Source organism: Polymorphobacter megasporae (assembly GCF_018982885.2).
Taxonomy (GTDB): domain Bacteria; phylum Pseudomonadota; class Alphaproteobacteria; order Sphingomonadales; family Sphingomonadaceae; genus Polymorphobacter_B; species Polymorphobacter_B megasporae.
Genome location: NZ_CP081848.1, coordinates 78,450 through 98,622, shown reverse-complemented (window position 1 = coordinate 98,622; position 20,173 = coordinate 78,450). Strand labels below are relative to the sequence as shown.

The window sequence follows — 20,173 nt, the reverse complement described above, 5'->3', positions numbered from 1 at the left end:
TCGCAGTTCCGTGCGGCGATTTGGCAAAGTGTAAAGCCCACCGACAGTTATGCGTTAGCAAGAATTAAGAAATAATTTCCCGCGCGTGGGGATGAGCCGTTAATTAAGTCGTAACGCACTCATAACGATAGGCAGGCGCCTAAACGACCTTGATCCGGGGCGTTGGCACGCACTTTGCAGGATATTCGGTGAGTGCCGCGCATGCGGCACCGACGGTAGTCATCAAAAAGGGTCTTAAATGCGCTTCCTGCCAATTCTTGCTGCCGCGCTCGCGCTCGGCGCGGTCGCCGTTCCGGCTGCTGCCGGAACCAACCTCGTCGTCAACGGCGACTTCGAAACCACGACGGCTGGCTCGGGCCAGTTCGACCATCAGACGATCGCGACCGGCTGGTCGTCGAACGGCTACAACTTCGTCTTCGGAGCGGGCACGGCGGACACCACCGGCTCGTCGGGCGAGTCGGGCAATCTTTCGCTCTGGGGCTCGCATAACGGCGGCAACGACCTTTTCGCGAACAGCCCGACCGGCGGTAACTTCGTCGCCGCCGACGGCGCTTACGAGACCGCGCCGATCCAGCAGACGATTACGGGCTTGAAGATCGGCAAGGCGTTTACCGTTTCGTTCGACTGGGCCGCTGCGCAGCAGACTGGCTTCTCTGGAGACACGACCGAAAAATGGCTGGTCAGCCTCGGCAACCAGACGATCTCGACGGCGAAATACTTGAATCCGAGCCACAGCTTCAGCGGCTGGATGCACGAGAGCTTCACCTTCACCGCGACGGGCACGACCGAAGTCCTGTCGTTCCTCGCGCTCGGCACGCCCGAGGGCAAGCCGCCCTTCTCGCTGCTCGACGGCGTGTCGGGGACGGTTCCCGAGCCCGCGACATGGGCGATGATGATCGGCGGCCTCGGCCTCGTCGGCGGCGCGATGCGCGCCGGTCGCCGCGGTACGGTTGCCGCCTAGGCCTGCGACACTGGCGATGACCGGGTTAAGCACTATGCTTGGCCCGGTCACCGTCGACGATTGCGCAGTTTTGGGCTAAGTGGCGGGAACGATGCCGCACCAGATCCAGACCTTCGCCGTCGATATCCTCCGGCTGTGCCTCTGGCTCGTCATTCTCGCGGTCGTCTTCGTTCCGCTCGAGCGGCTGTTCACGCTGCGCGAGGCGAAGGTCCGACGCGCCGGGATCGGCACCGACCTCGTTTGGTACTTCATCTCGAGCCTGTTGCCCGGCATTCTGCTCGGCGTGCCGATGGCGATCGTCGCGCTCGGCGTCCACCACATCGTGCCGTCGCAGGTTCAGGCATTCAGCGCGGAGCTGTCGCTCGGCTGGCGGATCGTCGCGTCGCTCGTCGTCGGCGAGATCGGCTTCTACTGGGGTCACCGCTGGAGCCACGAGATCCCGTTCCTGTGGAAATTCCATGCGCTCCACCACAGCGCCGAGCATCTCGACTGGCTGGTCAACACCCGCGCGCACCCGGTCGACATGGTCTTCGGCAAGTTCGTCGGGCTCGTCCCGCTCTACGTCCTCGGCCTCGCCAGCCCGTTGTCGGGCAAGCTCGACATCGTGCCTTTGATCGTCGTCTTCGTCGGCACCTTCTGGGGCTTCTTCATCCACGCCAACGTCAAATGGCGCTTCGGCTGGCTCGAACACATCATCGCCACCCCGGCGTTCCACCACTGGCACCACACCCGCCGCGACCATATCGACCGCAATTATTCGGCGATGCTGCCCTTCGTCGACCGCCTGTTCGGCAGCTATTACGTCCCCCGCGAATGGCCCGAGGAATACGGCACCGACCACCCCGTCCCCGCCCGGATGCACGAGCAACTGATCCAGCCGCTGACGCCGCGCTGACTTCGCGGCGCTGGGTTGTAGGCTCGTTAGCTTGAAGGTCGGCAAGCGCCCAGGGTCCGCCATAGGCCGCGCCAATTTCAGCTATCATTCTTCCGCCTTCCCCAATGATCGCGCTGCCCCCTGGTAGGGCGACCCGAGCAATACTCGCAGCTCCGGGCGTGATCACTCACTTACGATGACGAGACGCAGCAGACGCTTGTGCCGCATCGGTTTACCGAATGGGCGAAGCGAAGATCCCGGGAAAGCGCGCGAGCAGCCATGGCGCAATCAGCGCGCCGATGAGCAGGGCGAGGCCGATGAGTCCGAGGTCGATCGCGGTTCCATAGCCGGTGCCTTCCACCAACTCTGCGGTTTCGGGCGCACCGGGCGACAGGCGGACATCGACGACCTGGCCGACCTGGAGCGGCGTGCGGGACGCGGTGAACCACGTGAACGGCGCACCCCGCGCGGGCGTCACGGTCACATGCGCGTGATACGGTGCCGGGTCGAGCCGGCTCACAACCCCTCGAGCGATCTCATGCGGCTGCGCGTCGTTTTGATGCCGCTGAAATGCAAAGACGCCGCCGACCAGCCACGCGAAGACGCCGAGCAAAACCAGGCTGATCGAAAGGCGCATCAGACTACCTCATATATCCAACATAGGCATTGCCCCCGGCGACCAGTCCGCGCGAGTCGCCAAGAATATCGATCATTGCCTTAGGCCTGCGCATTCTATCGTCGGCCGTAACGCTCGTCTGCTTCGCCACAAAGCTGCCGTCCGCTTCCCACCCCAATGCAGACAAGCCCGTTTATGCGCTCACGCGCCAATACGCCCCTTGTCGGCATCGCCCCGGCATGGAACAGCGACCGCGTCCGCTGGCGGAGACCGGCGCGGGAGAGTCGCAATGCGTGATATCGTTCATCTGATCGGCGGCAGCGCCACCGCCGGAACCTCGAGCCGCACGTTGGATGTGTTCGACCCGAACACGGGCCAGGTGCAGGCGCGCGTCGCCCTGGCGAGTGCCGCCGATCTCGACGCGGCGGTGGCGAACGCGGTCGAAGCGCAACCGGCATGGGGCGCGACCAATCCGCAGCGGCGCGCACGGGTGATGTTCGCGTTCAAGGCGCTCGTCGAGGCCGAGATGGACAGCCTCGCGCACATGCTGTCGGCCGAGCACGGCAAGGTCATCGCCGACTCGCGCGGCGACATCCAGCGCGGGCTCGAAGTGATCGAATTCGCCTGCGGCATCCCGCATCTGCTCAAGGGCGAATACACGCAGGGCGCGGGTCCCGGGATCGACGTCTATTCGATGCGCCAGCCGTTGGGCGTCGTCGCCGGGATCACCCCGTTCAACTTCCCGGCGATGATCCCGATGTGGATGTTCGGCGTCGCCATCGCCTGCGGCAACGCCTTCATCCTCAAGCCGAGCGAGCGCGACCCGTCGCTGCCGCTGAGGCTGGGCGAACTGATGCTCGAAGCCGGATTGCCGGCGGGCATCCTCAACGTCGTCCACGGCGACAAGGTCGCGGTTGACGCGATCCTCGACCACCCCGACGTCAAGGCAGTCAGCTTCGTCGGCTCGTCGGACATCGCGCATTACGTCTACCGGCGCGGCGTCGCGGCGGGAAAGCGGGTCCAGGCGATGGGCGGCGCGAAGAACCATGGCGTCGTCCTCCCCGACGCCGACATGGACCAGACGGTGGCCGACCTCGTCGGTGCGGCGTTCGGCTCGGCGGGCGAGCGGTGCATGGCGCTGCCGGTGGTCGTGCCGGTCGGCAAGGCGACCGCTGACGAGTTGCGCGAACGCCTGCTCCCCGAGATCGCCAAGCTCCGCCTCGGCGTCTCGACCGACCTCGACGCGCATTACGGCCCGGTGGTCAGCGCGGCGCACCGCGAGCGGATCGAGAGCTATATCGGAATGGGCGTCGACGACGGCGCCGAGCTCGTTGTCGACGGGCGCGGGTTCAGCCTGCAGGGGCACGAGGGCGGCTTCTTCGTCGGGCCGACGCTGTTCGACCACGTCAAGCCGCACATGCAGTCGTATCAGGACGAGATTTTCGGCCCGGTCCTGCAGATGGTCCGCGCCGAGTCGCTCGCCGAGGCGATCAGCCTGCCGTCGAAGCACCAGTACGGCAACGGCGTCGCGATCTTCACGAGGAACGGCCCCGCCGCGCGCGAGTTCGCCGCGAGCGTCGACGTCGGCATGGTCGGGATCAACGTGCCGATCCCGGTCCCGGTCGCGTACCACAGCTTCGGCGGGTGGAAGCGTTCGGCATTCGGCGACACCGGCATCCACGGGACGGAGGGGGTGCGGTTCTACACCCGGCTCAAGACCGTGACGCAGCGCTGGCCGAGCCTCGACGCGGGGGCGGCGGTGACCGATAGCAGCTTCGTCATTCCGACGATGAAGTGAGCTCCATGACCTACGAAACCCTGCTCGTCGAAACCACCGACCGCGTCACGCTGATCCGGCTCAACCGGCCGCAGGCGCTCAATGCGCTCAACGGACAGGTGCTCGCCGACCTGACCGCGGCGCTCGCGGCGTTAGACGCCGATCCGGGGCAGGGGTGCGCGGTGATCACCGGGAGCGAGAAGGCGTTTGCCGCCGGGGCCGACATCAAGGAAATGGCGGGCCAGTCGTTCGCCGCGATGTACGGCAGCAATTTCTTCGCGGGCTATGACCGGGTGACGGCGACGCGGAAACCGGTGATCGCGGCGGTCGCGGGGTTCGCGCTCGGCGGCGGCTGCGAGCTGGCGATGATGTGTGATTTCATCATCGCCGCCGACAGCGCGAAGTTCGGCCAACCCGAGATCAAGCTCGGCGTCACCCCCGGCATGGGCGGCAGCCAGCGGATGGCGCGCGCGATCGGCAAGGCAAAGACGATGGAGATGTGCCTGACCGGGCGGATGATGGGCGCGGCCGAGGCCGAGGCGGCCGGCCTCGTCGCGCGCGTCGTGCCCGCGGCAGAACTCGTCGAGGCGGCGATGGCGACCGCGGCGACGATCGCGGCAATGGCCCCGCTCGCCGCGATCGCGGTCAAGGAGCAGGTCAACGCCGCGTTCGAGACGACGCTCGCACAAGGCGTCGCGTTCGAACGGCGGCTGTTCCACGGCCTGTTCGGCAGCAGCGACCAGAAGGAAGGCATGGCGGCGTTTGTCGCCAAGCGTCCGGCGGCGTGGACCGGCGAATAGGAGTAGCAGCGTGAAAATCGGCTTTATCGGGCTCGGCAACATGGGCGGCGGGATGGCCGTCAACCTCGCCAAGTCCGGGCATGTCGTGACTGCGTACGACCTGTCGAGTGCCGCCTTGGAGCGGGCCTGTGCGGGTGGTTGTGCGCGTGCCGAATCGGCGGCGGCAGCGGTCGCCGGAGCCGATGCGGTGGTGACGATGCTCCCCGCCGGAACCCACGTCCGCAGCGTCTACGAGGACGAGGTCTTCGCCGCCGCCCACCCGCAAGCGCTGCTGCTCGACTGCTCGACGATCGACGTTGCCACAGCAAAATCAGTGGCTTCCGCCGCCGCGGAGCGCGGTCTGGCGATGGTCGACGCCCCGGTCTCGGGCGGGATAGCGGCGGCAAATGCGGGAACGCTGACCTTCATGGTCGGTGGCCTCGACGACGCCTTCGCCCGCGCCGAACCGATCCTGCAAAATATGGGCAAAGTCGTCATCCACGCCGGCAATGCCGGGGCGGGGCAGGCTGCAAAGATCTGCAATAACATGCTGTTAGGCGCGTCGATGGTGGCGACGGCGGAGGCGTTCGTGCTCGCGCAGAAGCTCGGCCTCGACGCCCAGACCTTCTTCGACATCAGCTCGAAGGCGAGCGGCCAGTGCTGGTCGATGACGAGCTATTGCCCCGTCCCCGGCCCGGTCCCCGCCGCCCCGTCGAACCGCGATTACGAAGGCGGCTTCGCTTCGGCGTTGATGCTCAAGGACTTGAAGCTCGCGGTCGAGGCGGCGCAGTCGGTCGGCGCAGCTGTGCCGATGGGCGCACAGGCCGAAGCGCTCTACCAGATGTTCGTCGGCCTCGGCGGTGCAGGTAAAGACTTCTCGGCAGTGACCAAGCTGCTCGACGGAAGCTGGAACTAAAGGCACTGGGGCGACCAACGGGGATCGAACCCGCAACCTCCGGCACCACAAGCCGGCGCTCTAACCAATTGAGCTATGGTCGCCATGCGCGCACGGCGAAAGACGCCTTAGGGGCTCGACCGGCGATTCGTCAAGGAAACTACCGCGCCGCCAAGACGCCGCAGGCGATCCGGTCGCCGCTCGCTCCGCTTGGGTCGGTCTTGTAATCGTCGGGACTGGCGTGGAGCACCACCGCCGCGCCATCGGCGTCGAGTAATGGCGCAGTGCCGCCGACGAGCATCAGCCCGGGCACGGTGAAGTCGACCGTCCCGGTACCGCCTGGGCCGACGACGACATTCGGCAGGTCGCCGAGGTGAGGCCCCATCGGGTTGTCCTTGCCGTGCATCTTCATCGTCGGGTTGAAGTGCCCGCCGGCGCTTGTGAACTTCGGCCCCTCGCACTTGCCGACGCTGTGCAGATGGATCGCGTACGTGCCCGCAATCATCCCCTCGATCCGCGCGCGAACGAGCGTCCCCTCGGGGCGCTGGCTGAGCGTCGCGGTGCCGCGCAACTCGCCGTTCGGCCCGAGTAGCTGCGTCGTCGCCTCGATCGGCGGCGGCCCGACGCGGGTCGAGCCAAGTGAGGTACCCGGATGACTGCACCCGGCGAGGATCGCGAGGGGGACGATGACAGCGAGTGCGTGGCGCATCAGCCGAGATCCTTGTTGATTGCCTCGACCATCTTTTTGGCGTCGGCCAGCAGCATCATCGTATTGTCCATGTAGAAGACCGGATTGTCGACTCCGGCATAGCCCGCGCCGCCCATGCTGCGCTTGACGAACAACACGGTCTTGGCCTTTTCGACGTCGAGCACCGGCATCCCGTAGATCGGCGAGGTCTTGTCGGTCTTGGCGAGCGGGTTGGTGACGTCGTTCGCGCCGATGACAAAGGCGACGTCGGCCTGCGCGAATTCGCCGTTGATGTCCTCGAGCTCGAAGACCTCGTCATAGGGAACGTTCGCCTCGGCGAGCAGGACGTTCATGTGTCCCGGCATCCGCCCGGCGACAGGGTGGATCGCGTATTTGACGCTGACGCCTTCCTTCTTCAGCAGGTCGCCCATCTCGCGGAGTGCGTGCTGAGCCTGGCTGACCGCCATGCCGTAGCCGGGGACGATGATGACGCTCTCGGCGTTCTTCATGACAAAGGCGGCGTCTTCGGCCGACCCGCGCTTGTACGGCTTGGCCTCGCCCGCGGCCCCGGCGGGACCCGCCGCATCGCCGCCGAAACCACCGGCGATGACGCTGATGAAGCTGCGGTTCATCGCTCGGCACATGATGTAGGAAAGAATGGCGCCCGACGACCCGACCAGCGCACCGGTGACGATCATCGCGGTGTTTTGCAGCGTGAACCCCATCGCCGCCGCCGCCCAGCCCGAATATGAGTTGAGCATCGATACGACGACCGGCATGTCGGCCCCACCGATTGGGATGATCAGCAGGAAGCCGAGCGCGAGCGCCGCGACGACGATCACCGCGAACAGCACGGGCGTGTGCAGCCCGAACACTCCGACGAGGACCAGGATCGCCGCTAACAGTGCAATGTTGATGACATGCCGCGCCGGCAGCAGGATCGGCTTGCCGCCCATGTTGCCGTTCAACTTGAGGAAGGCGATGATCGACCCCGAGAAGGTGATCGCGCCGATCGCGACGCCAAGGCCCATCTCGATCTTGCTCGACGTCGCGATGTCGCTCGCATCGGCGTTCAAGATGCCGAACGCGCCCGGGTTTAGATAGGCTGCGATCGCGACCAGCACCGCGGCGAGGCCGACGAGACTGTGGAAGCCCGCGACGAGCTGCGGCATGTCGGTCATCGCGATCCGCCGGGCGATGACATAGCCGATCCCGCCGCCGATCGCGATCGCGGCGACGATCAGCGGCAGCCCGACGCCGTGGACGATCAGCGTCGTGACGACCGCGATCAGCATGCCGATCATGCCGAAGCGGTTGCCCTGCTGCGACGTCTCGGGCGACGACAGGCCGCGGAGCGCAAGGATGAACAGCACCCCCGCGACGAGATAGGCGAGTGCGACCCACGCGGGAGTCTGGGCGATGGCTTCGGTCATTGTGCGTGCCCCCTGAGCGCCATTATTTTGCCGCCGGTGCGACCGGGGCCTTGCGCTCTTTCTTCTTGTACATGCCGAGCATCCGCTGCGTCACCGCGAAGCCGCCGAAGATGTTGACCGACGCCAGCACCACCGCGCCGAGCCCGAGCCACTTCGAAATCTCCGACCCGCCCGACGCGGCGCTCGCGGCGACCAGCGCGCCGACGATGATGACGCTCGAGATCGCGTTGGTCACCGCCATCAGCGGGGTGTGCAGCGCTGGGGTCACACTCCAGACGACGTAATAGCCGACGAAGCAGGCGAGGACGAAGATCGAGAGCTGGGGGATCAGGTGTTCCATGGATCGGTCCTCGGCTCAGGCAGCGATGCGGCGGGGCAAGGGGGCAGCGCGGCCCATCTCTTCGGCGGCTTCGAGCCAGCAGCCGATCGCATCATAGGTATTGGCGAGCGCCTCCTCGGGCGTCGCGCCGTCGGAGCGGCAGCCGGGAAGTTCGGGCGCGATGCCGGTAAAGCCGCCGCCATCCGCGGGCGACAGCGGGATGATGTCGACCTCATAGTCCTGCGGCCTCATTTCTCGCCCTTTCCAACGGCGTCGATGAACCGGACCAGGTCGCGGATGTAGACCGGCTTGATCGGCCGGTGCGCGGGGATGGTCAGGATCGACGCCATGTCGCCATGCTTGATCTTATAGTGTGACCCGTTGCGCGGGGGTGTGCAACCGACGCCGAACGCCGCGCAGACGCTCGCGACATCTTCGATCCGCCAGTCGCGCGGGTTGGCCCGCATCCGGTCGAGCAACTTGGCATTGGCCACCTATGCTGCCGTAGCCAACCGCTCATGCACCACCGCGCCATCGCGGGTCAGCGTCACACCCTTGACGATATCGTCGTCCGCCGGGAACACCACCGTCGCCGCGTCCTTGTCCCAGAACGCCGCGATGAAGTTGTACAGGTTGCGCGAGTATAAAGCGCTCGCGTCGGCGGCGAGGCGGCTCGGCATGTTGCGGTGGCCGATGATCGTCACGCCGTGGACGACCGGGGCGGCACCGACGACCGAACCCTCCACATTGCCGCCGCTTTCGACCGCGAGGTCGACGATCACGCTGCCCGCGCGCATCGTTGCGATCTGGGCGTCACTGACGAGGCGCGGAGCAGGGCGGCCGGGGATCAGCGCGGTGGTGATGACGATGTCCTGCTTGGCGATGTGGCTCGACACCAAAGCCGCCTGCGCCGCCTTGTATTCGTCGGACATTTCGGTGGCATAGCCGCCGCTGCCCTCGCCCTCGATGCCCTTGACCGCCTCGACGAAGATCGCCTTCGCACCGAGGCTCTCGATCTGTTCCTTGGTCGCGGCGCGGACGTCGGTCGCACTGACCAGCGCGCCCAAGCGCCGGGCGGTCGCGATCGCCTGCAGCCCGGCGACGCCGACCCCCATCACGAAGACGCGGGCGGCGCTGATCGTTCCCGCCGCAGTCATCATCATCGGAAAGGCACGACCGTACGACTCGGCGGCGTCGATGACGGCCTTATAGCCCGACAGGTTCGATTGCGACGACAGCACGTCCATCGACTGGGCGCGGGTGATGCGCGGCATCAACTCCATCGCCATCGTCGTCAGCCCGCTCGCGGCATAGGTATTAATTTCTTCGCGCCGAGCGAACGGCGACAGGATCGCGACGAGCATCGCGCCGGATTTAATTCCACGCAGCCCGCCGACGTCAGGACCCTGTACCCCGAGGATCAGGTCGCTGCCCGCGATCGTCGCATCGCGCCCGTCAACGGTCGCGCCGGCGTCGCTATAAGCGCTGTCCGAGATATTCGCGCCATCGCCCGCGCCGCTCTCGACGGCGACTGTGGCACCGAGCGCAATCAGCTTCTTTACGGTTTCCGGGGTCGCGGCGACCCGACGTTCCGCCTCCGCCGTCTCGCGCAACACCGCGATCCGCATCAACTATTCCCCCCAAAGCCTAGGCGTGCCGCCTCTAGTGAACGAGGAACAGTGCCATTGCGATCAACAACAACGCAAGCGCCACGACAGCCCATTTCAGGACGTCGACAAAACCGCCGTAGAAGCGTGTATTCGGTACGTTCGCCTGCGGTACAGCAGCATTCAGATCGTCGGCCATGGCGTCACTCCCTTAACGCGGTGCGTCCTCATAGCGCGCGTGATCCGCGCGCGACAAGCCGGGCAGGCCGGTTACGCGATAAGCGTCGGCGCCACAGGTGGTTCCAGACCAGCCCGCGCAAGTGCCGCAGATTGTCGCGCGGCGAGTCCGTCTTCGGTGAAACCTTCGATCATCTCGCCGAACAGTCGCCGCCAGTTGAGCTCGGCGGCAAGGTGCATAAAGACGCCGCCGAGGCCGATCGCGGCGCGGTCCATGAAGACAAATTCGGACGGGATGGTGACGGTGCCGAGCTCCTTCAGCCGCCGGTGGACCTTTTGCGCCGTCTCGCGGCCATAGTCGGCGGGGCGGCCTTGGTCGTCGATCCGCCGGACCCGGTCGTCGAGCAGCGGGCCATATAGGAACGTCGCCCAGATCAGCAGTGTGTCGATGATCTCGGTCGACAGGCCGACGAAGCCCCAACGCTCGAAGGCATCGACCGCGAGCGCCTTGTCGTTCGATTCGATCGCGTGGAACAGGTCGACGACGCCCTTGATGAAGCGCGGCGGAAAGACCCGGATGCAGCCAAAGTCGAGCAGATTGATGCCGTGCTGGCCGTCCGGCTCCTCGCGCACGGCGTAATTGCCGAGGTGCGGGTCGCCGTGGATCACACCGTAGTGATGGAGCGGCCAGTACCACGCCCGGAACATCGTCTCGGCGATGCAGTTGCGCACCTCGAGCGAATCGCCCTTGAAGCCAAGGAGCGGTTTGCCCGGCAGCCACGTCATCGTCAGCAGCCGCTTGGTCGACAGGTCGGGCAGCACCTCCGGCAGATGCACCGCCGGCTGGCTGCTCAGCATGTCGCGATACAGCGCAAGATGCTTCGCCTCGCGCTCGTAATCGAGTTCCTCGCGCAGCCGGTCGGCGAGCTCACCGCGGATCTGCCCGGTGTCGATAGACTTATCGAACTGGCGGTAGATGCCGAACAGTACATCGAGCTGGCCGAGGTCGGCCTCCACCGCGCTCGCCATGTCGGGATACTGCAGCTTGGCAGCGAGCGCGCGGCCGTCGTGCGCCACAGCGCGGTGGACCTGGCCGAGAGACGCGGCGGCGGCGGCCTCATGCTCGAAGCTGGCGTAGCGCGATTCCCAGTCGGCCCCGAGTTCGGCCTTCATCCGCCGCCGGACGAACGGCCAGCCCATCGCTGGGGCATCGGCCTGGAGCTGGCCGAGCTCCTTGGCAAAATCGTCGGGAACGGCGCCCGGGATTGTCGACAGGATCTGCGCGATCTTCATCACCGGGCCCTTGAGGCCGCCGAGCGCGACGCGCAGCTGTGCCGCCGTGGTCGCGGCATCGCCGCCGCCGGTCAGCCTTGCACCGGCAAAACGTGCTGCGAGCCCGATTCCGGTTCCACCGACCTTGGCATAGCGCGCGAGCCTGCCGCCGAGAGTATTTGCTTCATCCATCGCGCCGGAGATAGGCGTGGCGGGTAGCGAACGCGAGGGGTGCAGGTGTCGCTGCGGCCGCGGGTCCTGGCGCCAACGCCGATCGGTCCCACGCAAGGCGAGCAAAGACGCGGTTTACCAATTTCACAGAATACCCGCCGCATGACTGTGCCGCACCAAGAACTCGCAAATCAAGGTTAACAAATGAATTTTAGTTATTGCGATGAAACTCGTTGCGTGGGTGATAGTTTTTATTTACAATGTGTTAACTTCGATAGCTAGTTAGTAGTAGGGGCGTGATGGTGACTCAAGCAGCCTTGTACCGCGAAAACGCGCATAAAATCCGCCGGCTCGTTGCAGGGGTGACAGGATCCTCACGCGACGAGGCGCTCAATCTGGCGCAGGAATACGAGGCGCGGGCGCAGGAGCTCGACAAAAGCGTGTCGGAAGCGACCGGCGACGGCCCGACCAACGGCAATCACGCCGTCGGTCCAAAGGACAGTCTCGCGGAACGCATCGCCGCACTGATCGGCCAGCGGGGGGCGGAGGTTGAGGCTATTCGCGCACGCGAGCTCGATCATGAAATCAAGCTTGCCGCAGCGCGGGTCGAACGCGCACTGCTCGAGGCGCGCATCGCCGGGATCATCGAGGCGAGCGGCGCGCTGACGCTTGCCGCCAGCTATGGGTCCGAACAGCGCTACGGCGAGCGGTCTGCAAGATAAGCGGCCGGGCGGACGCGGGGTCAGTGAACCGCCTGCCATAATTTGATCGCCTGTACCGTCGCGGCAACGTCGTGGACCCGGACGATCTGGACGCCATTTGCGACCGCGTGGAGCGCCAGCGCGACCGAGCCGCCGAGCCGTTCGCCGACCGGCGCGCCGCCCGCCAGTGTCCCGATAATCGCCTTGCGGCTGGCCCCGAGGGTGATCGGCACGCCAAGTCCGTGGAACAGTGCAACACCGCGGAGCAACGCGAGATTGTGCTCGAGGGTCTTGCCGAACCCAATGCCGGGGTCGGCGATGATCCGTTCACGCTTTATGCCGGCGGCGACGCAGGTCGCGATCCGCGCCTCGAGCCAGTCGAAGACGTCGCGCAGCGGGTCAGCGTAGACCGGAGAGTCCTGCATCGTCGCCGGCGTTCCTTGCGAATGCATCAGCACCACCGGGGCGCCGCGCGCCGCGACGAGCGCGATTGCGGCGGGGTCGTAGGTCAGTGCCGAGACGTCGTTGACCAGTGTTGCTCCGGCGTCGAGCGCTGCTGCCATGACCAGCGCCTTGCGCGTATCGATCGAGACGGTGATCCCGCTATTTCGCAGCCCGGCGAGGACGGGGCCGACGCGGGCAAGCTCCTCTTGGGTATCGACGACCGCCGCGCGCGGCCGGGTCGATTCGCCGCCGAGGTCGACGATGCTCGCGCCTGCGGCGGCCATCGCCAGGGCAGCCGCGACCGGATCGCCGCCTGCGCCGCCGTCGCTGAAGCTGTCTGGGGTAACGTTGACGATCCCCATGACGTGCGGCCGGTCGAAGACCAGCCCGGCTATCGGCGAACGCGGCGTCACGAGCGCGTCGCGAAGCAAGACGATCCGCGCGCGGATGTCTTCGGGGAGGTCAGCGACCCCGGCGGAAAGATCATCGAGCGCGATCCGCCGCTCGGTATTGTCGAGTGTCAGCCGGAGCGAGTCGAACCTGACCCCGCCACCCGCCAGCCGTTCGCCGTCACCGAAACCGGCAGGCGCAACATGGACGCGCTTCGGTCCGCTCAGAGCCCGGCCAGCTGGATCGGCATCGCATCGACCGCAGCAACCGCAAATGCGGTCGCGGGAGCCGTGACGCCCGCCGGTGCATGGTCGCCGTAGATGAAGCCGTAAACCGGATAGTCGCGTCGTCCGAGATCGCCGATCGGGCCATACCAGACGCGCACCTGGCTCCAGTCGCCCGCCGCCGAGGTGTCGACGACGGCGACATCGGTCTCGACCTGGCCGCGATGGCCGTCGACCGGCGACCAGTTGGCGTGCGTGACGCGAATTTCGCGCGACGAGACGATCGCGCTGACGGTGGCGACATGGCCGACCCGCATCGCGCCGGTCGCCTTGAACACGAGTACGCCGCCGACTCGCGGAGCGCTGCCTTGCTCATACTTGCCGTTCGCCTGCCCCCACCATGTCGCGGCGTTGCCGTGCAGGTCGATGCCCGAGAACGCGCGGGCGAAGGTCACGCATTGCACAGGTGCGGCGGTCGCGGACACGCTCACAAAGATGCCCAGTGCGAGGATTATGGAACCGATCATCACGCGAAGATGTTTAAGCACTTGGCTCGTCCCCCTGCACTCTCTGCACCTGTCTGCCGATAGCTTTTCGGCGAGGGAAGCCGTGACCAAGGCCAAAGCGCCGGAGTGACCCGCGAGCAAGACGAACCGACATTCGTTGCGGGTAAGAACCAAGTGGACGATAACTCCGTAAACTTAAGTTGAGCTCGTCGCGTTGACCCAAAAAGCAAATGCTGCGGGCGTCTGAAAATATATTCGATCGGATTTGGAGCGAATCCATCCATTGGAGAGCCGCACCTGCATTGACTCGCCACTCAGGTCAGTTCATTGCCGAAACGAGTATGTAATCGAACTGATTTTACAGTCCGGTTGCGACGGGGGTTTTTTGGGGGCTACATCATGTCTGTCGGCAATTCCACGCGCGTGCGCAACGCGCTTCTTCTTGGTACATCCGCTCTGGTTGTTGCGATGCAGGCGTCAACCGCCGTCGCGTCGGGCACCGTTTTCTATGACGGGGTGAGCGGCACCGCAAACGGTGCATCGACCGGTACCGGAACGAGCGTCGCCGGTGGAGCCAACGCCTCAGCCGCCTTCAACACGTCGACTGTGATCGGCGCCAACGCCCATGGAAACGCGACCGGCACTTCGGCGTTCGGCTCTTCCGCCATCGCCGGTGTCGCCAACAGCACGGCGATCGGCATCAATGCCAACGTCAGTGCCGGACCGGGCGCGCTCCCCAGCAGCCCAGGCAACACCGCTCTCGGCGCAAATACGACGTTCAGCGCGACCGATGTGGCCAATCTTAGCACCGCTGCGAACCTCGGCCTGAAATTCGGTACGACGACTGTAGGTGCGTTCGCCAACAACACAGCCACCGCAGGCGTCTCGATCGGCTCGTCGACCGGTACCGTCTTCGCCAACCGTCTAACGGGTGTCTCCGCTGGTCGTGTCGACGTTGGTTCGACCGACGCCGTCAACGGCGACCAGCTCCTCAGCGTCGGCAATGCGCTCCAGACCAACATCGACACCAACGCGGCGTCGATCGGTACGCTTGGCGGGACGGTCACGGCCAACACCGCGGCACTCAACTTCGCATCGAACTCGCTGACGCAACGCGCGGTCGCCGACGAGGGCACGACAACGGCCGTGTCGAACTCGCTGTCGACCCGGGTCGGTTCGACCGAGACGTCGATCACCAACACCGGCACGTCGCTGACCTTCGCCTCGAACTCACTATCGGCCCGCGCGACGGCCGACGAAACCAACATCACCAACAATGCGACGTCGCTGACGAACGCCTCGAACTCGCTGTCGACGCGCGCCACCGCCAACGACACGACGGTCACGAACAACGCGACGTCGCTGACCAATTCGTCGAACTCGCTGTCCGCCCGCGCGACGGCTAACGAGACCAACATCTCGAACAATGCGACGTCGCTGACCAATGCGTCGAACTCGCTGTCGACGCGCGCCACGACCAACGAAACGACAGTGTCGAACAATGCCACGTCGTTGAACAACGCGTCGAACTCGCTGTCTGCCCGCGCAACCGCCGACGAGACCAGTATTTCGAACAACGCGACCTCGTTGAGCAACGCATCGACCTCGCTGTCGTCGCGCATCGGGGCATCGGAGACGACCGTCGCGAACAACGCAACGTCGCTCGGTAACGCCTCGAACTCACTGTCGGCGCGCGCCACCGCCGATGAGGCGACGACCACGAACAATGCGACGTCGCTGACCAACTCGGCATCTTCGCTGACGACGCGTGCGACCGCCGCCGACGCTGCGACGACGTCGCTCAATACGGTGACGACGAACAATGCGACGTCGTTGACGACCGCGTCGAACTCGCTATCGGCCCGCGCCACCGCCGATGAGGCAACGACCGCAAGCAACGCGTCTTCGCTGACCACGCGTGCGACCGCCGCCGACGTCGCGACGACGTCGCTCAATACGGTGACGACGAACAATGCGACGTCGTTGACGACCGCGTCGAACTCGCTGTCGGCCCGCGCCACTGCCGATGAGACAACGACCGCAAACAATGCGACGTCGCTGACCAATGCGGCGACTTCACTGACGACCCGTGCCACCGCCGCCGATGCCGCGACGACCTCGCTCAACACCGTAACGACGAACAACGCGACATCGCTGGCGGCCGCGTCAAACTCGCTGTCGGCACGTGCCACGGCCGATGAGACGAACATCGCCAACAACGCGACGTCGCTGACGAACGCCTCGAACTCGCTGACGACGCGGATCAGCGCAACCGACGCTAACCTCGCAACTGCCTCGACGTCGCTCAATGCGCGGGCCAATGCGACCGACAGCAACCTCGCGGCGGCCTCGACCTCGCTGTCGAACCGGGCGACCCTCGGCGAAGCGGCGACTGCCTCGACCACGGCGGCGCTGACGAACGCCTCGAATTCGCTTTCGGCGCGAGTGAGCGGCACGGAGACGGCAATCGCAACGACGTCGACCGCGCTGAGCGCCGCGTCGAATTCGCTGAGCAGCCGGATCGACGCCAACGAATCGGCGGCCAATGTTTCGACGACGTCACTCAACTCGCGCGTCACTGCAGCAGAAGGTGTCACCACCGCCAATGCGACGTCGCTGACCAACGCCTCGAACTCGCTGACGACGCGGATCAGTGCGACCGACGACAACCTCGCCGCCGCCTCGACCTCGCTCAATACGCGGGCTAATTCGACCGACGCCAATCTGACGGCAGCCTCGACCTCGCTTTCGGAGCGGTTGACCGACGCGGAAGCCATTGCGACGCAAAATGCGACGTCGATGACCAATTCGTCGAACTCGCTGTCGACCCGGGCGGCGCTCGGTGAGACGACGACGACCGACAACTACACGTCATTGTGGAGCGCTTCAAACTCGCTGACGACCCGTGCGACTGCCGGCGAGGCTGTAACCACCGCGAACGCCGTGTCGATGACCATCTCGTCGAACTCGCTGTCGGCGCGCGCAACGGCCACCGAAACTAACCTTTCGGATGCGTCGAACTCACTCTCCGGCCGCGCCCTCATCGACGAGACGAACCTGACGAGCGCGTCGAACTCACTGACGACTCGCGCGACCGCCGACGAGACCAACCTGACGACCGTGTCGGACTCACTGTCGAGCCGCGCGACCGTCGATGAGACCAACCTGACGGCAGCCTCGAACTCGCTGACGACGCGGATTTCGACAAGCGAAGTCACGGTGGCCAATGTCAGCACGTCGGTGACGAACATTTCGTCGTCGGTCGTGACCAACACCGCCAACATCACCGCGCTGACCAACGGGACGCTCGGCGTCGTCGAAACCAACAACACGAGTGGCCTTGCCTTCCCGACCGCATCCGGCGCCAATGCGTTGGCGATCGGTTATGGATCGGTCGGCAGCGGCGACGGGTCGTTCGCGGCGGGAACGGGTGCCTCCGCAACCGGGCTCGAATCGACTGCGATCGGTCGGAACGCAGTCGCCCAGGGCGGCTCAGCGGTCTCGATCGGCTCGCGTAACGTCGCCACCGGCAACGGCGCGGTCGCGATCGGTGACCCGAACACCGCCACCGGCACCGGTGCGGTTGCCATCGGTGCCAACAACACCGCGATCGGCCAGGGCGCAGTCGCCCTCGGTAACGCGAGCGTCGCCACCGGCCAGAGTGCGGTCGCGATCGGGGATACTGCCGTTGCGGCGAATGCTGGGGCAATCGCGATCGGCCAGAGTTCGAGCGCGACGCTCGCTGGATCGGTTGCGATCGGGCAAAATGCCGTCTCGACCGGCGCACGCTCGGTGGCGATCGGTTTGGGGTCGAACGACGGCGGTGCCGCCAATGTCTTCGCGGTAGGCGGCACGGCCACCGGCACGCAACGCCGCGTCGTCAATGTCGCTCCGGGTACGGTCGCGGCTGGGTCGACCGACGCCACCAACGGCGGCCAGTTCTATGTGCTGCAGACGAGCGTCGACACGCGCTTCGCCTCGATCGGCGTTACCGGGGCCGGCTTTGCCAGCAACGGCATCGCACTCGGGGTCGGGTCGAGTGCCGCCGCGAACGCCACCGCCTACGGTGTCAACAGCAATGCATCGGGCACCGCCTCGTTCGCCGGGGGCTACGGCGCCACCGCGGCGGGATCGAACTCGGTCGCGCTCGGCAGCAGCGCTTCTGTCTCCTCGACCGGGGTCGGGTCGGTCGCGATCGGCTCGGGTTCGGTTGCCACCGCGCCGAACACCGTCTCGTTCGGCTCGCCGGGTAACGAGCGTCGCCTGACCAACATCGCACCGGGTATCCTGACCACCGATGCGGCGACGATCGGCCAGTTGAACTCGGTCCATAACGACGAGCGGCGCGCGCGCGGCGGTGTGGCGATGGCGCTGGCGGCCGCGACGGTCAACGTCCCGCTCGAGCCGGGCGAAATGGGCCTTGTCGGCGGCGTCGGCTACTTCCGCGGCGAGACTTCGCTCAACCTCAAGTACCAGGCGCGTCCGGGTACCAACTGGATCGTCGGTGCCTCGGTCGGCGTGAATACCCGCGCGGGCGACGTCGGAGCCGCGGCGGGCATCGGCTACAAGTGGTAGTCTGACGTAGCGATCCTGCACGGCGGCGCGTCATCGATGATGACGCGCCGTTCGTCGTTCGTTATAGACACGTTATGACCCTTCGGATCGGCGTTACCTTCAGTCGACCGAGCAATGACCCGACCGACCTGTTGTGGTCGTCGGGGATCGGGCAGAACAGCGTCCTGCTCGTTTTACTACTCCAGCGGCTTGCGGGGGTGACCGAGGTCGTCGTCGTCGATTGCTCGGGCAAACCCGCCCCGCATCCGCTTGCCGCGTGGTGCGGTGTCCCGACCGCGACCGCCGAAGATGCCGCCGACCGGCTCGACCTGATTATCGAATGCGGCATGCGCGCGCCGGCCGAGGCGATGCATCGTTTCCGCGACCGCGGCGGACGGCTCGTCTCGTACATGGCGGGTAATTCGATGGCGATGAACTTCGAAGCGCTGGCGAGCGCGATGCCTCACGGCGAGACCGTCTCGGCGGTGCCGTTCGACGCGGTCTCGATCACGCCGCAGCACTGGACGATGAACCGCGCGAGCTGCCTGCTGACGCGGTCGGCGGTGGTCGAGCAGGTCCCGCACATCTGGGAGCCGATCTTCGTCGAGGCGCGCGCGCGGGCAGCGGGGTTCAACCCGTTCTACAAGGCCGACCGCGACAGCGATGCGTTTCGCGTCGGCATCCTCGAGCCCAACGTCAACGTCCTCAAGACCTTCCATCTGCCGCTGCTCGCCTGCGAGGAAGCATTCCGGCTCGATCCCGATGCGATCGACCATGTCCTGCTGTTCAACACCAGCGGCATCAAGCTCGTCCCGCATTTCCTCGAACTGACGAGCTCGCTCGACCTGTTCCGAGCGGGCAAACTGTTCTCCGAGGGCCGGATGCCGATCGCCGAGGTGCTCCATCGCCATGTCGACGCGGTCGTCGTCCATCAATGGCAGAACGACCTCAACTATCTTTACTGGGACGTGCTGTGGAGCGGACACCCGCTGATCCACAACTCGCCGTCGATCGACGGCGTCGGTTACGCCTATGCGTCGTTCGACCCGGCCGACGGCGGTCGGGCGCTGGTCGATGCGACGCGCACGCATCGCGGCCGCGCCGCCGCCGCACGTGCCAAGGCGCTCGAGTTCCTCGACCGCTTCAGCATCGACTCGCCCGTCGTGCGCGCGCGGCACGAAGACCTGATCGCTGGAGTAATGGCATGATCGTAAAGCAGGCGCGGCGCGTGATGGCGGCGCTGGCACTGGCGGCGCTCGCCGGACCCGCCGCGAGCGCGCCGCCGGCAGCCGGTGTCGCGGGCGGCTTCCGCACCAATGCCAGCGCGACGCAGCGGCTCGCGGCGGCGCTCGCGCAGATCCGCATGTCGACCTGCGCCCCGGTATTCCAGCAGGCAGGCGCGTTCATCTTCGAGACCGGCGAGGCGAACTTCACCGTCCAGCCGCTCGGTCCCGACGCCAACCGCTGGCCGACGGTGGTAACGATCGAGAGCAATCATCCCGCGACCGCGACGAGCAAGACGCCGCAAACTCGGCTGACGACGCTTGTCATCGCCCCCGCCGGAACGTGTTCGGGGATTTATACCCAGGTGATCTACTGGCCCGAGGCGTGCGCGGCGTTGAAGGCGCGGGTGTTCGCCGCCTTCGGTCCCGAAAAGCCGCTGCTCGCGCATGTCATGCAGAGCGAGGCGAACCCCGGACTCCAGCTTTATCTCACCGCTGCCGGTCCCGGATGTGTCTCGGTCAAGAAAGAGCTGATCGGGTGAGCGGTCCGGGGGGACGCAAG

Annotated in this window: 20 protein-coding genes and 1 tRNA gene; 9 read left to right on the top strand and 12 right to left on the bottom strand. The window is 66.0% G+C overall.

Translation table 11 applies throughout. From position 1 onward, the window contains the following. The first annotated feature begins 238 nt into the window (after positions 1–238). Together KTC28_RS22600 and KTC28_RS00505 are read left to right on the top strand one after the other, a co-directional pair. Positions 239–961, top strand: coding sequence for a PEPxxWA-CTERM sorting domain-containing protein (locus KTC28_RS22600; protein WP_255602155.1), 723 nt, complete (start codon positions 239–241; stop codon positions 959–961). 91 nt (positions 962–1,052) lie between these two features. Beyond that, positions 1,053–1,856, top strand: coding sequence for a sterol desaturase family protein (locus KTC28_RS00505; protein WP_216708963.1), 804 nt, complete (start codon positions 1,053–1,055; stop codon positions 1,854–1,856). Between the two features lie 211 nt (positions 1,857–2,067). On the opposite strand, the gene KTC28_RS00500 is transcribed toward KTC28_RS00505, so the two are convergent. Next, on the bottom strand, positions 2,068–2,472 hold the full coding sequence (locus tag KTC28_RS00500) for a hypothetical protein (RefSeq protein ID WP_216708964.1): 405 nt from the start codon (positions 2,470–2,472) through the stop codon (positions 2,068–2,070). Between the two features lie 268 nt (positions 2,473–2,740). On the opposite strand from KTC28_RS00500, the gene KTC28_RS00495 reads away from it, so the two are divergent. Genes KTC28_RS00495 through mmsB form a run of 3 tightly spaced genes read left to right on the top strand, consistent with a single transcriptional unit; the run spans position 2,741 to position 5,923 of the window. Further along, a complete protein-coding gene (locus tag KTC28_RS00495) occupies positions 2,741–4,249 on the top strand; it encodes a CoA-acylating methylmalonate-semialdehyde dehydrogenase (RefSeq protein ID WP_216708965.1) in 1,509 nt (502 codons plus the stop codon). 5 nt (positions 4,250–4,254) lie between these two features. After that, a complete protein-coding gene (locus tag KTC28_RS00490; protein ID WP_216708966.1) occupies positions 4,255–5,028 on the top strand; it encodes an enoyl-CoA hydratase in 774 nt (257 codons plus the stop codon). Continuing rightward, a complete protein-coding gene (gene mmsB / locus KTC28_RS00485; RefSeq protein ID WP_255602153.1) occupies positions 4,991–5,923 on the top strand; it encodes a 3-hydroxyisobutyrate dehydrogenase in 933 nt (310 codons plus the stop codon). The genes KTC28_RS00490 and mmsB overlap by 38 nt, the downstream gene beginning before the upstream one ends. Positions 5,924–5,929: 6 nt before the next feature. Here the strand turns inward: mmsB and KTC28_RS00480 are convergent. The 9 genes from KTC28_RS00480 to KTC28_RS00440 all read right to left on the bottom strand — a co-directional run bounded on the left by KTC28_RS00480 (position 5,930) and on the right by KTC28_RS00440 (position 11,590). Further along, a tRNA-His gene (locus KTC28_RS00480) sits at positions 5,930–6,006 on the bottom strand. A 56-nt stretch (positions 6,007–6,062) separates the two neighbouring features. Continuing rightward, positions 6,063–6,611 (bottom strand): superoxide dismutase family protein, encoded by a 549-nt coding sequence (locus tag KTC28_RS00475; RefSeq protein WP_216708968.1) that lies wholly within the window; start codon positions 6,609–6,611, stop codon positions 6,063–6,065. Next, positions 6,611–8,023, bottom strand: coding sequence for an NAD(P)(+) transhydrogenase (Re/Si-specific) subunit beta (locus KTC28_RS00470; protein ID WP_216708969.1), 1,413 nt, complete (start codon positions 8,021–8,023; stop codon positions 6,611–6,613). Before KTC28_RS00470 ends, KTC28_RS00475 begins: the two co-directional genes overlap by 1 nt. Before the next feature lie 22 nt (positions 8,024–8,045). Then, a complete protein-coding gene (locus tag KTC28_RS00465) occupies positions 8,046–8,363 on the bottom strand; it encodes an NAD(P) transhydrogenase subunit alpha part 2 (RefSeq protein WP_216708970.1) in 318 nt (105 codons plus the stop codon). Positions 8,364–8,378: 15 nt separating this feature from the next. Continuing rightward, positions 8,379–8,594: a type II toxin-antitoxin system HicB family antitoxin gene (locus KTC28_RS00460; protein ID WP_216708971.1), complete on the bottom strand. Its 216-nt coding sequence runs from the start codon at positions 8,592–8,594 to the stop codon at positions 8,379–8,381. Then, a complete protein-coding gene (locus KTC28_RS00455; RefSeq protein WP_216708972.1) occupies positions 8,591–8,836 on the bottom strand; it encodes a type II toxin-antitoxin system HicA family toxin in 246 nt (81 codons plus the stop codon). The genes KTC28_RS00460 and KTC28_RS00455 overlap by 4 nt, the downstream gene beginning before the upstream one ends. Next, complete coding sequence (locus KTC28_RS00450) at positions 8,837–9,970, bottom strand: Re/Si-specific NAD(P)(+) transhydrogenase subunit alpha (RefSeq protein WP_216708973.1); 1,134 nt, start codon at positions 9,968–9,970, stop codon at positions 8,837–8,839. Between the two features lie 34 nt (positions 9,971–10,004). Beyond that, positions 10,005–10,148, bottom strand: coding sequence for an aa3-type cytochrome c oxidase subunit IV (locus KTC28_RS00445; protein ID WP_216708974.1), 144 nt, complete (start codon positions 10,146–10,148; stop codon positions 10,005–10,007). Between the two features lie 71 nt (positions 10,149–10,219). Further along, complete coding sequence (locus KTC28_RS00440; RefSeq protein WP_216708975.1) at positions 10,220–11,590, bottom strand: ABC1 kinase family protein; 1,371 nt, start codon at positions 11,588–11,590, stop codon at positions 10,220–10,222. Positions 11,591–11,871: 281 nt separating this feature from the next. Between KTC28_RS00440 and KTC28_RS00435 the strand changes: the two genes are divergently transcribed. Continuing rightward, entirely contained in the window at positions 11,872–12,291 is a 420-nt protein-coding gene (locus KTC28_RS00435) for a hypothetical protein (protein WP_216708976.1), read from the top strand. Between the two features lie 20 nt (positions 12,292–12,311). Here the strand turns inward: KTC28_RS00435 and folP are convergent, their stop codons facing one another. Then, complete coding sequence (gene folP, locus KTC28_RS00430; protein WP_369426566.1) at positions 12,312–13,145, bottom strand: dihydropteroate synthase; 834 nt, start codon at positions 13,143–13,145, stop codon at positions 12,312–12,314. A 182-nt stretch (positions 13,146–13,327) separates the two neighbouring features. After that, positions 13,328–13,855: a CHAP domain-containing protein gene (locus tag KTC28_RS00425; protein WP_216709337.1), complete on the bottom strand. Its 528-nt coding sequence runs from the start codon at positions 13,853–13,855 to the stop codon at positions 13,328–13,330. A gap of 447 nt (positions 13,856–14,302) precedes the next feature. On the opposite strand from KTC28_RS00425, the gene KTC28_RS00420 reads away from it, so the two are divergent. The 3 genes from KTC28_RS00420 (at position 14,303) to KTC28_RS00410 (ending at position 20,153) form a co-directional block, all read left to right on the top strand. Next, on the top strand, positions 14,303–18,409 hold the full coding sequence (locus KTC28_RS00420; RefSeq protein ID WP_216708977.1) for a beta strand repeat-containing protein: 4,107 nt from the start codon (positions 14,303–14,305) through the stop codon (positions 18,407–18,409). A 74-nt stretch (positions 18,410–18,483) separates the two neighbouring features. Further along, positions 18,484–19,596: a DUF2827 family protein gene (locus tag KTC28_RS00415; protein WP_216708978.1), complete on the top strand. Its 1,113-nt coding sequence runs from the start codon at positions 18,484–18,486 to the stop codon at positions 19,594–19,596. Next, positions 19,593–20,153 (top strand): hypothetical protein, encoded by a 561-nt coding sequence (locus KTC28_RS00410; protein ID WP_216708979.1) that lies wholly within the window; start codon positions 19,593–19,595, stop codon positions 20,151–20,153. The genes KTC28_RS00415 and KTC28_RS00410 overlap by 4 nt, the downstream gene beginning before the upstream one ends. Positions 20,154–20,173 lie beyond the last annotated feature (20 nt).